8 protein-coding genes and 2 tRNA genes are annotated in these 14,339 nt (G+C 74.9%); 8 read left to right on the top strand and 2 right to left on the bottom strand.

Annotated elements, in window-relative coordinates:
* Window positions 1-39: 39 nt before the first annotated feature.
* Window positions 40-1,689 carry a long-chain fatty acid--CoA ligase gene (locus tag AC07D6_RS15300; protein WP_315876909.1) on the top strand — a complete coding sequence of 550 codons (1,650 nt, stop codon included), beginning with the start codon at window positions 40-42 and terminating at the stop codon, window positions 1,687-1,689.
* 64 nt (window positions 1,690-1,753) lie between these two features.
* Here AC07D6_RS15300 and AC07D6_RS15295 read toward each other — a convergent pair whose 3' ends face one another.
* A complete protein-coding gene (locus AC07D6_RS15295) occupies window positions 1,754-5,857 on the bottom strand; it encodes a response regulator (RefSeq protein ID WP_479044624.1) in 4,104 nt (1,367 codons plus the stop codon).
* A gap of 157 nt (window positions 5,858-6,014) precedes the next feature.
* On the bottom strand, window positions 6,015-6,467 hold the full coding sequence (locus AC07D6_RS15290; protein WP_315876907.1) for an SSI family serine proteinase inhibitor: 453 nt from the start codon (window positions 6,465-6,467) through the stop codon (window positions 6,015-6,017).
* Between the two features lie 204 nt (window positions 6,468-6,671).
* Between AC07D6_RS15290 and AC07D6_RS15285 the strand changes: the two genes are divergently transcribed.
* The 7 genes from AC07D6_RS15285 to AC07D6_RS15255 all read left to right on the top strand — a co-directional run bounded on the left by AC07D6_RS15285 (window position 6,672) and on the right by AC07D6_RS15255 (window position 14,206).
* Window positions 6,672-6,762: transfer RNA gene (locus tag AC07D6_RS15285), tRNA-Ser, on the top strand.
* Between the two features lie 203 nt (window positions 6,763-6,965).
* A tRNA-Arg gene (locus AC07D6_RS15280) sits at window positions 6,966-7,038 on the top strand.
* Between the two features lie 342 nt (window positions 7,039-7,380).
* Window positions 7,381-8,178, top strand: coding sequence for a DUF2797 domain-containing protein (locus AC07D6_RS15275; RefSeq protein WP_479044620.1), 798 nt, complete (start codon window positions 7,381-7,383; stop codon window positions 8,176-8,178).
* Between the two features lie 313 nt (window positions 8,179-8,491).
* Entirely contained in the window at window positions 8,492-9,235 is a 744-nt protein-coding gene (locus tag AC07D6_RS15270) for a response regulator transcription factor (protein WP_315876905.1), read from the top strand.
* Complete coding sequence (locus AC07D6_RS15265; protein ID WP_479044619.1) at window positions 9,232-10,689, top strand: sensor histidine kinase; 1,458 nt, start codon at window positions 9,232-9,234, stop codon at window positions 10,687-10,689. The genes AC07D6_RS15270 and AC07D6_RS15265 overlap by 4 nt, the downstream gene beginning before the upstream one ends.
* 26 nt (window positions 10,690-10,715) lie before the next feature.
* The gene (locus AC07D6_RS15260) at window positions 10,716-11,999 is read left to right on the top strand and encodes a bifunctional glycosyltransferase family 2/GtrA family protein (protein ID WP_479044617.1); all 1,284 of its coding nucleotides are present in this window, start codon (window positions 10,716-10,718) and stop codon (window positions 11,997-11,999) included.
* Window positions 11,996-14,206, top strand: a complete 2,211-nt coding sequence (locus tag AC07D6_RS15255; protein ID WP_479044614.1) for a glycosyltransferase family 39 protein — start codon at window positions 11,996-11,998, stop codon at window positions 14,204-14,206. Before AC07D6_RS15260 ends, AC07D6_RS15255 begins: the two co-directional genes overlap by 4 nt.
* Window positions 14,207-14,339 lie beyond the last annotated feature (133 nt).

Here is a 14,339-nt window from a genome sequence, read left to right as displayed (position 1 = left end):
CCACACTGCCGCGTAGCGAGCGCCCATCGGGAGGACGCCGTGCTGAGCACCATGCAGGACGTACCGCTGACCGTCACCCGCATCCTTCACCACGGGATGACGATCCACGGGAAGTCGCAGATCACCACCTGGACCGGAGGGCCGGAGCCGCACCGCCGCAGCTTCGCCGAAGCCGGGACCCGGGCCACGCGGCTGGCCAACGCCCTGCGCGACGAACTCGGCGTCACCGGCGACGACCGGGTCGCGACGCTCATGTGGAACAACGCCGAGCACGTCGAGGCGTACCTGGCGATCCCCTCCATGGGCGCGGTCCTGCACACGCTCAACCTGCGCCTGCCGGCCGAGCAGCTGATCTGGATCGTCAACCACGCCGCCGACCGGGTCATCCTGGTCAACGGCTCCCTCCTCCCCCTCCTCGCGCCGCTCCTGCCGCACCTGCCGACGGTCGAGCACGTCGTCGTCTCCGGCCCCGGTGACCGCTCCGTCCTCGACGACGCCGCGCCGCGCGTCCACGACTACGAGGAGCTGATAGCGGGCCGTCCGGACACCTTCGACTGGCCCGAGCTGGACGAACGCCAGGCCGCGGCCATGTGCTACACCTCCGGCACCACCGGGGACCCGAAGGGCGTCGTCTACTCCCACCGCTCCATCTACCTGCACTCCATGCAGGTGAACATGTCCGAGTCCATGGGCCTCACCGACCGCGACACGACCCTCGTCGTCGTCCCGCAGTTCCACGTGAACGCCTGGGGCCTGCCGCACTCGACCTTCATGAGCGGCGTGAACATGCTGATGCCGGACCGCTTCCTCCAGCCCGCCCCGCTCGCCGAGATGATCGAGAAGGAGCGGCCGACGCACGCCGCCGCCGTCCCCACCATCTGGCAGGGCCTCCTCGCCGAGGTGACCGCCAATCCGCGCGACATCTCCTCCATGGCCAACGTCACCATCGGCGGCGCCGCCTGTCCGCCCTCCCTCATGGAGGCGTACGACAAGCTGGGCGTCCGCCTCTGCCACGCCTGGGGCATGACGGAGACGTCCCCGCTCGGCACCATGGCGTTCCCGCCGGCCGGCCTGTCCGACGAGGAGGAGTGGCCGTACCGCATCACGCAGGGCCGCTTCCCGGCCGGCGTCGAGGCGCGACTGATCGGCCCGGGCGGCGAGGTGCTGCCGTGGGACGGCGAGTCGGCCGGTGAGCTGGAGGTGCGCGGCCCGTGGATCGCGGGCGCGTACTACGGCGGCTCGGGGAGCGAGCCGCTGCGCCCAGAGGACAAGTTCAGCGCGGACGGCTGGCTGAAGACCGGCGACGTCGGCGTCATCAGCCCCGACGGGTACCTCACCCTCACGGACCGCGCGAAGGACGTCATCAAGTCGGGCGGCGAGTGGATCTCGTCGGTCGAGCTGGAGAACGCCCTGATGGGTCACCCGGACGTCGCCGAGGCCGCCGTCGTGGCCGTCCCGGACGACCGGTGGGGCGAGCGCCCGCTCGCGACGGTCGTCCTCAAGGAGGGCGCGACCATCGGCTACGAGGCGCTGCGCGCGTTCCTCGCGGAGTCGGGCATCGCCAGGTGGCAGCTGCCGGAGCGCTGGGCGGTCATCCCGGCCGTGCCGAAGACGAGCGTCGGCAAGTTCGACAAGAAGGTGATCCGCAAGCAGTACGCGGCCGGGGAGCTGGACGTCACCCAGCTCTGACCGCCGGCGCGGCGGACGGGCGAGGAGGAGGGGGTGGGCCCGGCCCGCCCCCTCCTCCGTCGCGTCAGTTGGTGCCGATCTTCGCGAGCAGGTCGACGATCCGCGACTGCACCTCGGGGTTGGTGGACCGCTCCGCCAGGAACAGCACCGTCTCGCCCGACGCCAGCCTCGGCAGGTCCGCCTCGTCGAGGCCCGCCGAGGTGTAGACGACGAGCGGCGTGCGGTTCAGGTGGCCGTTGGCGCGCAGCCAGTCGATGATCCCGGCCCGCCGGCGCCGTACCTGCATCAGGTCCATGACGACGAGGTTCGGCGGTAGCTGTGTGGCGAGGGCGACCGCCTCGCTGTCCACCGCCGCCCGCTGCACCCGCATGCCGCGCCGCTCCAGGGCGTCCGTCAGCGCGTGCGCGATCTCGTCGTGCTCCTCGATCAGCAGGACCCGCGACGGGTGCTGCTCGCTGTCGCGGGGCGCCAGCGCCTTGAGGAGTACGGCGGGGTCGGCGCCGTACGCGGCCTCGCGGGTCGCCTGGCCGAGTCCGGCCGCCAGCAGCACCGGCACCTCGGCGGCGACCGCCGCCTGGCGCAGCGACTGCAGGGCGGTGCGCGTGATGGGCCCGGTCAGCGGGTCCACGAACAGGGCCGCCGGGAACGCGGCGATCTGCGCGTCGACCTCCTCGCGGGAGTGCACGATCACCGGCCGGTAGCCGCGGTCGGTCAGCGCCTGCTGCGTGGCGACGTCCGGCGCGGGCCAGACGAGGAGGCGCCGGGGGTTGTCCAGCGGCTCGGGCGGCAGTTCGTCGTCGACGGGCTGCGGCTGCGGCTCGTTGGTGACCTCGACGGCGCCGCCCGGTCCGTCCAGCGGCTCGGGTCCCTCGTCCGCGCCCTCGTCCGGCGCCCCTATCTCGTAGGCACGGCCCTCGGAGACGGGGGTGGTGAGGCGCTGGTGGGCGGGGGGCGCGGCGGCGTGCGGAACCGGCGCGGGGGCGCCGGCCGGGGGCGCCGCGGGCGCTGCGGCGGTCGCGTCGGGCGCGGGCTGCGGATCGATCTCCGGGGGCGTGGCCAGTTTGCGGCGGCGCCCGGAGCCGGTACCGGTGCCCTGGGCGGGCGTCTGGTGCTGGACCGCGGGGGTCTGCTGCGCGAACGGCACGCCCTGACCGAGGGTCCGGACGCTGAACGCCCGGCCCTGCGTGGACCCGGTCGCCTCGGCGGGGGAGCCGTCGGGCGCGCCGGCGGCGGGGCCCGGCACGGGACCGGGCGCGGACACGGCGCGGCGCCGACCGGTGGGCACGGCGGTGGCGCCGTGCGCGGGTACGGCGGCGCCGGGCTGGGGCGCGTCGGTGGCGGCCGGGGCACCGGGGGGTACGGGGGTGCCCGACGGGGACGGGGCGCCAGGGGGGACAGGGGTGGTGGGAGCGCCGGGGGAGACCGGCGGCACAGGGGCGCCGTCGGGCGCGGCGGCATCAGGGGGTACGGGCGTACCGGGGACACCTGGCGGCACGGGAGCACCAGCGGGACCGGGCGGTACGGCCGCACCGGGAACCGCTCGGGCACCCGGCACACCAGGAACACCCGGTGGTACGGCGGCACCCGGCGGTACCGGCGCGCCCGGCGGCACCGGGAGGGGATGGGGCTGCGGCGGGGTGTGGTCGGCGTCCGGCACCCTGCGTACGGCGTCGTGGCGACTGTCCTCGGCCGGTGCGGCCGGTGCGGCCGGCGCGACTGGTGCCGCCGGCGCGACCGGCTGCGTCCGCGCCGCCGGGGCCGGCTCGCCCGGCTGCGCGACCCGGCCCGGCTGCGCGGCCTGCGCCGGCTGACCGGCCTGACCGGTCGGGGCGGGAGCGGGAGCGGGGGCGGGTCGGGCCCGGTCCGCCTCCGCCGGGGGAAGGGCGAAGGCCGCCCGCCCCGCGTCCTCGGCGGGCGCCCCGGAGCGGCCCTGACCCACCGCGAGGACCCGGCGCGCACGGCGCCCCGCGGGCACGGGCGCCTGCGCGGGCACCGGCGCGGGCGGCAGCGCCGGTACGGCGTCACCCGCCGGGGCGACGCCCTGCGGCGGGACGGTGTCCCCGAGCGCCATCGGACGGGCCTGCGCCGACTCGGCGGCCGTCACGACGGAGCCCTCCGCCGGTACGGCCTCGGCCGGGCTGGGGCGCCCTCGACGGCGCCCGGTCGGTTCGGTTCCCCCGGAACCCTGCACGGGTACGAGCCGCTGCCCCCCCGTCGCGTCCCCGGAGGACCCGGCGGCGCGGCGCCGACCGGTCGGCGGGGCCGCCACGGGGTCCTCGGCGCGTACCGGGCTGTCGAGGAACGCGTCCGTCGAGGCGCGCCGGGCCCGCCGCCGACCACCGCCCGCCGCGGTGTCGCCGGAGCCCGCGACGACACCCGGACCCGAACCGCGGTCCGGACCGGACTGCTGCGCGGGCAGCGCCACGGCCACGATCCCCGCACCACCCGCGGAGCCCTCGGTTCCGGCACCGCTCCCGGCCGCCGGACCGGCACCGCTCCCGGTCCCCGTGCCGGCGGCGGCCTCGTCGCGCCCTTCGGGGGCGGCCGGCGCGTCGGCGCCCCTCCCCGCGCCCAGCGGCACCTCCAGCACGTACGCGCTGCCGCTCGTACCGGGCACGTCGTGCGTCTGGAGGACACCGCCGTGCGCGCGCACGATCCCGCGCACGATCGGCTCGTGCACCGGGTCGCCGCCCGCGTACGGCCCGCGCACCTCGATCCGCACGACCTCACCGCGCTGCGCCGCGGCCACCACGATCGTCGACCCGGCGTAGCCGCCGTCCGCGGGGACGCGCGCCTTGCCCGTGGAGTCGACCCCCGCGACATCGGCCACCAGGTGCGCGAGGGCGGTCGCCAGGCGCCCGCCGTCGACCTCCGCCTCGATCGGCGGCGCGTGCACCGCGAACTGCACCCGGCCCGGCCCGATCAGCTCGACCGCGCCGTCGATGCCGCCGGCCACGACCGCGTCGAGCAGCACCGGCTCCTTGCGCAGCTCCTCCTCGCCCACGTCCAGCCGCTGGAAGCCGAGGACGTTGTCGACGAGGGTCGTCATCCGGGCGTACCCGGCGGCCAGGTGGTGGAGGATCTGGTTGGCCTCGGGCCACAGCTGCCCGGCGGGGTCCGCGGCGAGCGTGCCCAGCTCGCGGCGCAGCTCCTCCAGCGGCCCGCGCAGCGACCCGCCCAGGACGGCGGTCAACTGGGCGTGCCGTCCGGCGAGCGACTCGTACCGCTTCCCGGCGCCGGCGAGCCGCTCCTCGTACGCGGCGATCTCGGCGTCGTGCTTCTCGGCCAGCTCGGCGGTCTCCGCGGCGTGCTTCTCCGTGAGCGCGGCGATCCGAGCGGCGTGCTCCTCGGCGAGCTGCTCGTACGGCCGCCGGTCCGCGAACGTCATGACGGCGCCGACGAGCTGGTCCCCGTCCCGCACGGGAGCGGTCGTCAGGTCCACCGGTACGGCGGAACCGTCCTTCGCCCAGACGACCTGCCCCCGGACGCGGTGCTTCCGCCCCGAGCGCAGCGTGTCGGCGAGCGGCGACTCGTCGTACGGGAAGGGCTCGCCGTCCGCGCGCGAGTGCAGCATCAGCGGGTGGAGCTCCTTGCCGCCCAGGTCGCTGGCCCGCCAGCCCAGGATCTGGGCGGCGGCGGGGTTGACCAGGACGATGCGCCCGTCCGTGTCCGTGCCGACGACGCCCTCGGAGGCGGCGCGCAGGATCATCTCGGTCTGGCGCTGCGAGCGGGCCAGCTCGGCCTCGGTGTCGATGGTCCCGGAGAGGTCGCGGACGACGATCATCAGCAGTTCGTCGCCGCTGTACGAGCTGGGGCCGTACGAGGCGTACGCCTCGCGGCCGTCCTCCAGACCGGCGCTGGTGACCTCGACGGGGAACTCGCTCCCGTCCGTCCGCCGGGCCACCATGCGGTTCGGCTTCGTCCGGCCCAGCGGGCCCACGGCCTCGGGGCGCCGCATGGAGCCGGGGATGAGGCGCGAGTCGAACGAGGGCAGCAGGTCCAGCAGGCCGCGCCCCACCAGCGCAGTGCCGGGCGTCTCGAACATTTCGAGCGCGACGGTGTTGGCGTTGACGACCGTGCCGTTGGTGTTGACGAGGACGAGCCCGTCAGGCAGGGCGTCGAGTATGGCTGCGAGGCGAGCAGCGCCTCGGGATGGCCTGCTGCTCACGACGACGCTTCCTCCCACTGACCTACTGCCGCTTACGGGAGGGAGTCTAAGGGCTGGGGGTGTACGCGGGGCGGCGGATGAGGGGGAGCCCTGCGCGGGTTTGTGTGCGCTTGGCGTACGCCCCTGGCCCGTCATCACTGGTGAGAGCGCCGTCGCGCTATGACCGGGCCATCGGGAGGACGGGCTGCAGGCTCTCCCAACGGGCGATCTCACAGCCGTTCGTCCGGGTGAAGCGGGCGTCGACCTCGCGGCCGTGCCAGGTGCCGGTGACGCGGGCGGTGGCAGGGCCGCCGTGCTGCTGGGTGCACATCCGGTCCTGGGGGACGGGGGCGAACGGGTCCTGGTCCTCCTCGGACAGCGCCGCCAGCCGCGCGCAGGCCCGGTCGGCGCGCGGGTGGGTGCCGCTGCCCCGGTCGCCGTCGCACTCCAGCCTGAACGTTCCGTCGGCGGCCGGGTTGCCGGTCTGCTCCACGGTGACCGTCAGCGCGTCGGGGCTGTCGGCGGCGAGCAGCGGGGGCAGTTGCGGCAGCGGCACGGCCACGGCGAGGGGCGCGCCGAGGCCGAGGGCGACGACGGAGGCGGCGGAGGTCAGGACGATACGGCGCAGCATGGGTGCTCCAGGGCTCGGGAATCATGCGGGGCGCCGGCGGGGCCCGGCTCCCCACCTCTCTAACGCTGCACCGGCCGCCGCGTTGCGCAACCGTAAGCCTTTGCCCTGCGCCCCCGGCGCCTAGTACCGTGGACGGCGATTGGTGGCGCGGCCCCCGGCTGTGTCATCATCTGCACGCACCACACGCGCGAGCGCGGGTGCACTGGAGGCGTCGCCTAGTCCGGTCTATGGCGCCGCACTGCTAATGCGGTTTGGGTCTTAAAGCCCATCGAGGGTTCAAATCCCTCCGCCTCCGCCCCACGGAAGCCCCGGCCCCACGGCCGGGGCTTCCGCCGTTCCCGGGCCGTCCGACAGGGGTGTGGTGGGTGATTTGCCCAGGTCAGGGGTGGTTTGGCTAATGGATTTCGCGTCACGGCGCAGGTCATGTAATGTTGTTCTCGCAACGCCGACCGGGCCGAAAAGCCCGGGAGGAAAGCCAGAGAGTAAGATCCCTGGCAGGCACTCGTAGCTTAACGGATAGAGCATCTGACTACGGATCAGAAGGTTGCAGGTTCGAATCCTGCCGAGTGCACATGAATGAGAGGCCCCGGAGAGATCCGGGGCCTCTTGCGTTGCCGGGGCGTACAGCAGCGAAGTACAGCGACCGGGTTCAGCCGTTCGGGTTGCCCACATCGCGTCGGAGAGCCGGCCGATCGCCGTCCGGACCTCTCCGCCGCTCGCCGCGGCGGACGGCGGGGGCGTGTGGGACAGTGGCGCGCATGGTGGTGCCTGCTGGGAACCGGTGTTCCGTGCCGGATGTCCTGCCCGTTCCGGGGAGGGGCGGCGCTTTGGTGCGCGGGGAGCCGGCCGCGCTCACCGCCCCGTGAACGGCGGGTGGCGGAGCCGGGGCGTCCGGTGGGACGGGCACCGGCCCGTGTGGGCCTGGGAGGGCGGGCGGACCAGCCCCCTCGCGTACGGGCGCGCACTGGCCTTCCGGATCGTCGGCGAACGCCTGTGCCCCGGTGCGCGCGGCAATCCCTGCCCGGACCGTGCCGTCGTCGGCGCCCGCGGCACCGGAGGACTGTGCCCGCGGTGCGTGCGCCTCGACCGCGCCCACTCCGTCGCCGCCGACACCGCGCCCGACGACCCGAGGGTCTTCCGCGTGTACCTCGCCTGGTTCGGCGGCGCCCTGGCCAAGGTGGGCATCACCGCCGAGGAGCGGGGCGACGCGCGGTTGCTCGAACAGGGTGCCGTCGCGTTCACCTGGCTCGGGCGCGGGCCGCTGATGGCAGCCCGCCGGACCGAGGAGGTGCTGGGCGCCGCGCTCGGGGTGCCCGACCGGATCCCGTACGCCGCCAAGCGCCTCGCGCGCGTGGAGCTGCCGGGCGCCGCGGAGCGGGCGGGGAAGGTCGAGCGGCTGTACCGGGCCGCCCGCGCCGTACCGGGGTGGGAGGACACGCTGGAGGCCCTGCCGTTCGAGGGGGTGCGCGACCACGCCGGAGTCTTCGGGCTCGACCGGGTGGCACGGGTCGACGGCGTCGTCGGCGGCCTCGTGGCGGGCGGGGAACTGGCCGGCACCCTGCTGGCGGTCGCCGGTCCCGACCTGCACCTTGAGCTGGGCGACGGGCGGCAGGTCGTGCTCGACGGCCGGCTCGTCGCCGGGTGGGAGGTCGTCCGGGGCGGGGGCCGGGTCACCCTGCCCGTCGACGTCGTACAGCGGGGACTCTTCTGACGCGACGGATCCGCGGTACGGGGCGGGGCCGAGGCCGTTCGTGACCGAAGCCGAAGCCGAAGCCGAAGCCGAAGCCGAAGCCGAAGCCGAAGCCGAAGCCGAAGCCGAAGCCGTACGCGGACGCGTCCGGGGGCTACGGGTGCCCCCGCCGACCGGGGGCGCGGGAACGGCAGGAGCGCGGGAACGGCAGGGGCCCGGGGACGACCGGTCGTCGAGTGGTCCAGGGCAACGGCGCAGCGCTGTCCGGAGGTTTCTCAGGGAATTCACAGGAACGCGTAAGCGGCCTCTCAGCGGCCGGGCGCAGCGTGGCAGCATGACCGTCTCCCCTCCCCAGTCCCGCGCCCGCTCCGAGATGCGCCGGCCCGACGGCAGTCCGGTCCGTGTCCTCGTCGTCGACGACGAGTCGTCCCTCTCCGAGCTGCTGTCCCTCGCCCTCCGCTACGAGGGCTGGGAGGTCCGCAGCGCGGAGAACGGCATCGACGCCGTGCGTGCCGCGCGCGACTTCCGGCCCGACGCCGTCGTCCTCGACGTGATGCTGCCCGACATGGACGGGCTGAGCGTGCTCCAGCGGATGCGCCGCGACCAGAACGACGTGCCCGTCCTGTTCCTCACGGCGAAGGACTCCGTCGAGGACCGCATCGCCGGGCTCACCGCGGGCGGCGACGACTACGTCACCAAGCCGTTCAGCCTGGAGGAGGTCGTCGCGCGGCTGCGCGGACTGATCCGCCGCTCCGGCGCCGGGCTCGTCCGCAGCGGGTCGCTGCTGGTCGTCGGGGACCTCACCCTCGACGAGGACAGCCACGAGGTCACCCGTGGCGGGCAGGGCATCCACCTGACGGCGACCGAGTTCGAGCTGCTGCGGTTCCTCATGCGCAATCCGCGCCGCGTCCTCAGCAAGGCCCAGATCCTCGACCGTGTCTGGTCGTACGACTTCGGCGGCCAGGCCAACGTCGTCGAGCTCTACATCTCGTACCTCCGCCGCAAGATCGACGCCGGCCGCTCCCCGATGATCCACACGCGGCGCGGCGCCGGATACCTGATCAAGCCGGGCGAATGACGGCGGCGAGGAGGCGGCCCTGGTCGCTGCGGACCCGGCTCGTCGTCTCCGCCGTGGCGCTGATCGCCGTCGTCGCGGCCGTGATCGGCGCCGTCACCACCATCGCCCTGCGCTCGTACCTCGTCGAGCAGAAGGACGGGCAGCTCCGTGAGGCCGTCCGCCGCGGCACCATGGACCGCGCGGGCGGCCTGCGGTTCGTCGGCGCCCCCGGCAACGAGCTGGGGACGGTCGGCGGGAGGGCGGAGACGCCCGGCGGGCCGTTGGGCGTGGCGGGCCGGCTCGACAGTCCTCGACCCGGCGACGTCCCCGGGGCGCTCACCGGCGCCCAGCTCGCCGCCCTGTCCGCCGCGCCCCGCGACGGCGCCGTCCACACGGTCACCCTGCCCGGTCTCGGCGACCACCGGGTGCTCTCCTCCCCGGACGCGCGGCTCGTCCTGGCCTTCCCGCTCGGTGACGTGCGGGACACGGTCGGCACGCTGGTCCTCGTCGAGGTGTGCGTCACCGCCGCCGGACTCGTTGCCGCCGCCATCGCGGGCGGCACCCTCGTCGGGGTCGCCCTGCGGCCCCTGCGCCGGGTCGCCGCGACGGCCCGGCGCGTCAGCGAACTCCCCCTGCACCGCGGCGAGGTCGCCCTCCACGAACGCGTCCCCGACACGGAGGCCGACCCGCGCACCGAGGTGGGCCAGGTGGGCGCCGCCCTGAACCGGATGCTCGACCACGTCCACTCGGCGCTCCACGCCCGTCAGGTGAGCGAGACCCGCGTCCGCCAGTTCGTCGCCGACGCCAGCCACGAGCTGCGCACCCCGCTCGCGTCGATCCGCGGGTACGCCGAGCTGACCCGGCGCGGCCACGAGGAGGCCGGGCCCGCCACGCGGCACGCCCTCACCCGGATCGAGGCCGAGGCCACCCGCATGACCGGGCTCGTCGAGGACCTCCTGCTGCTCGCGCGTCTCGACGCCGGCCGCCCCCTCTCGTACGAGCCGACCGACCTGTCCCCGCTGGTCGTCGACGCCGTCAGCGACGCCCGCGCCGCCGGGCCCGGCCATGTGTGGCGGCTCGACCTGCCGCCCGACCCGGTCACCGTGCACGGCGATCCGGCACGACTCCAGCAGGTCCTCGTCAACCTCCTCGGCAACGCCCGCGCCCACACGCCCGCCGGGACGACCGTGACCGCGCGGGTGCGCCGCGACGGGCACGGGGTGCTGCTGGAGGTCTGTGACGACGGGCCGGGGGTGCCGGGGGAGCTGCTGCCGTACGTCTTCCAGCGGTTCGCACGCGGTGACACCTCCAGGTCCCGGCAGTCGGGGTCCACGGGGCTGGGGCTGGCCATCGTGCAGGCGGTCGTCACCGCGCACGGCGGGCACGTGGACGTGTCGAGCGTGCCCGGGCGGACCGTGTTCGCCGTCCGCCTCCCGGACTCACAGGTGGGCCACAGGCTCGTCACACAGCTCTGACAGCGCCGGCCGGAACGGTCGGAGCCATGCCAACCGACCTGCCTGCCAAGGACCTCGTGGGTGCCCTGCCGGCCCGGGAGCACCTGCCCGTGGGCGCTGCCGACCGGCCCGTCCTCGACGTCGTGATCCCCGTCTACAACGAGGAGAAGGACCTTGAACCGTGCGTGCGGCGGCTGCACGAGCACCTCGCCCGCACCTTCCCGTACGGCTTCCGCATCACCGTCGCCGACAACGCCAGCACCGACCTCACCCCGGCCGTCGCCGCGCACCTCGCGCGGATCGTTCCCGAGGTGCGGTCGGTGCGCCTGGAGCAGAAGGGGCGGGGACGGGCGCTGCGCACCGTGTGGTCGCACTCCGACGCCCCCGTCCTCGCCTACATGGACGTCGACCTGTCGACGGACCTGAACGCGTTGCTGCCGCTCGTCGCGCCGCTCATCTCCGGCCACTCGGACCTGGCGATCGGCTCGCGGTTGGCCGACGGCTCCCGTGTCGTACGGGGACCGAAGCGGGAGTTCATCTCCCGTACGTACAACCTGATCCTGCGCGGGTCGCTCGCCGCCCGGTTCAGCGACGCCCAGTGCGGCTTCAAGGCGATACGGCGCGAGGTCGCCGAGCGGCTGCTGCCGATGGTCGAGGACACCGGCTGGTTCTTCGACACCGAGATGCTGGTCCTCGCGGAACGGGCGGGGCTGCGCATCCACGAAGTGCCGGTCGACTGGGTCGACGACCCCGACTCGACGGTCGACATCGTCAGGACCGCGACGGACGACCTGAAGGGCGTGTGGCGGGTCGGCCGGGCCCTCGCCCGGGGCACCCTGCCCCTCGACCGGCTCTCCCGGCCGTTCGGCGACGACCCGCGCGACCGGCTCATCAGCGGTGTCCCGGGCGGACTGGCCCGGCAACTCGTCGGGTTCTGCACGGTCGGTGTGCTGTCGACGCTGTTCTACCTGGCGCTGTACGCGCTGTTCCGGCTCGGTGTCGGCCCGCAGGCCGCCAACGCGACGGCGCTGCTCGTGTCCGCCGTCGCCAACACGGCCGCCAACCGGCGCCTCACCTTCGGCGTGCGGGGCCGTGACCGGGCCGTGCGCCACCAGGCGCAGGGCCTGGTGGTCTTCGGGATCGGGCTGGTGCTCACCAGCGGGTCGCTCGCCGCACTCGAAGCCGCGACCGGCAACCCCTCGCAGGCCACCGAGATGGCCGTGCTCATCGCCGCCAACCTCGCCGCGACGGTCCTGCGGTTCCTGCTCTTCCGCGCCTGGGTCTTCCCCGAGCGGCGCGACCACTCGTACGGACAGGGAGACCCCCGATGACCACGCCCCTCTCCGCCGCCTCGGGCGACGTTTCACGTGAAACCGGTGACGCCCCGGCGGTTTCACGTGAAACCGACCGGTCCGCGGCCTCCTTCACCGCGCGGCTCTGGCGGGGCCGGGCCGAGGACGCGCCTTACGTGCGTCCCGCCTTCCTCGCCCTGCTGGCCGCCACCGGGCTCCTCTACCTCTGGAACCTGGACGCGTCCGGCTTCGCCAACTCCTTCTACTCCGCCGCCGTGCAGGCGGGCGGGGAGAGCTGGAAGGCGTTCTTCTTCGGCTCCTCCGACGCGGGGAACTCCATCACCGTCGACAAGCCCCCGGCCGCGCTGTGGCCGATGGCGCTGTCCGTACGCCTCTTCGGGCTCGGATCGTGGCAGATCCTCGTGCCCGAGGTGCTGATGGGCGTCGGGACGGTCGCCGTCGTGTATGCGGCGGTGCGCCGCCGGTTCACCGCGGCGGCCGGACTCCTCGCGGGTGCGGTGCTGGCGCTGACGCCGGTCGCGGCGTTGATGTTCCGCTTCAACAACCCGGACGCGCTGCTGGCCCTGCTCATGGCCGTGGCCGTGTACTTCGTGCTGCGCGCGCTGGAGGACGCCCGGACCACGTGGTTGCTGTGGGCCGGTGTCGCGATCGGGTTCGCGTTCCTGACCAAGACGCTCCAGGCGTTCCTGATCCTGCCGGCGCTGGCCGCCGTGTACGCGGTGTGCGCGCCGACCGGCGTGGCCCGGCGGTTCGGGCAACTGGCTCTGGCGGGGCTCGCGGTGGTCGTGTCCGGCGGCTGGTGGGTGGCGGTCGTCGAGCTGTGGCCCGCGTCCTCGCGGCCGTACATCGGCGGTTCGCAGAACAACAGCTTCCTGGAGCTGACCTTCGGCTACAACGGGCTGGGCCGGATCAACGGCGACGAGGTCGGCAGCGTGGGCGGCGGCCCGGCCGGTGGCGGTGGCCGCTGGGGCGAGACGGGTATCGGGCGGATGTTCGGGGACGCTGTGGGCGGTCAGGTCTCCTGGCTGCTGCCCGCCGCGCTGTTCCTGCTGGTCGCCGGGCTCGTGGTCACCTGGCGGGCGCCGCGCACCGACACGGCGCGGTCCGCGTTCCTGGTGTGGGGCGGCTCGCTGCTGATGACCCTGGCGGTCTTCAGCTTCATGGCCGGGATCTTCCACGAGTACTACACGGTGGCCCTGGCCCCGTACATCGCGGCCCTCGTCGGCATGGGCGCGACGGTGCTGTGGGAGGAGCGCGGCCGGTTCGCGGCCTCGGCCGCGCTGGCGGTGACGGTGGCCGGGACGGCGGTGTGGGCGTACGTCCTGCTGGGCCGGACGCCGGACTACCTGCCGTGGTTGCGGTGGGCGGTACTCGTGGGCGGCCTGCTCGCGGCGGCCGGGCTGCTGGCGGGCGCGCGGCTGGGGCGGGGACCCGCCCTGGGCATGGCGGCGCTGGGCCTGGCGGCCGCGCTGGCGGCACCGGCGGCGTACTCGCTGTCGACGCTGGCCACGGGACACTCCGGCTCCATCGTCACGGCCGGCCCGTCGACGCGGGGCGGCGGTCCGGGCGGCTTCCCGGGGGGCGGCCGGCCGGGCGGGGACGACGGGCGGTTCCGCGCCGGCGGTATGCAGCCGCCGGGGCAGGACGGTCAGGCGGGGCGGAACGGCCAGGGCGGCATGCCGCCCGGTACCGGCCAGGGCGGCCAGGGTGGCATGCCGGGCGCGGGCGGCGGTGCGGCGACGTCGGTCCCGCCCGGCATGAACGGTACGAACGGTACGAACGGTGGCGGCAACACCGCCGTCGGTCCCGGGGAGCGCGCCCCCGGGGGAGGCATGGGCGGCCTGCTCAACGGCGCCACCGTCAGCGCCGGGGCGAAGGCGAAGCTCACGGAGAACGCCGACGCGTACACCTGGGCCGCAGCCGCCGTCGGCTCCCAGAACGCCGCGAGCTACCAGCTCGCCACGGAGAAGCCGGTCATGCCGATCGGCGGCTTCAACGGCACCGACCCGTCCCCGACCCTCGCGCAGTTCAAGCGGTACGTCGAGGAGGGGAGGATCCACTACTTCATCGCGGGCGGCGGCATGCGCGGCGGCGGCGGAGAAGGGGGCGGCCCCGGCGGTTCGGGCGGAAGCGGCGGCTCGGAGATCACCTCCTGGGTCACCTCCACCTTCCGGCAGGTGACGGTCGACGGCGTCACGCTCTACGACCTGACCCGGCGGGCCTGAGACGTCCTGACCCGGCGGGCCTGGGGCGCCCCGGACGGAGGGCCTGAGGCGCCCTGACCCGGCGGGGGCCTGGGATGCCCGGACCGGAGAGTCTGAGACGCCCCGGAACGGTGGGCCGTCCCGCCCGGACGGG

The organism is Streptomyces sp. NPDC045287 (genome assembly GCF_056432325.1).
This window is presented reverse-complemented; position numbering and strand designations above follow the sequence as displayed.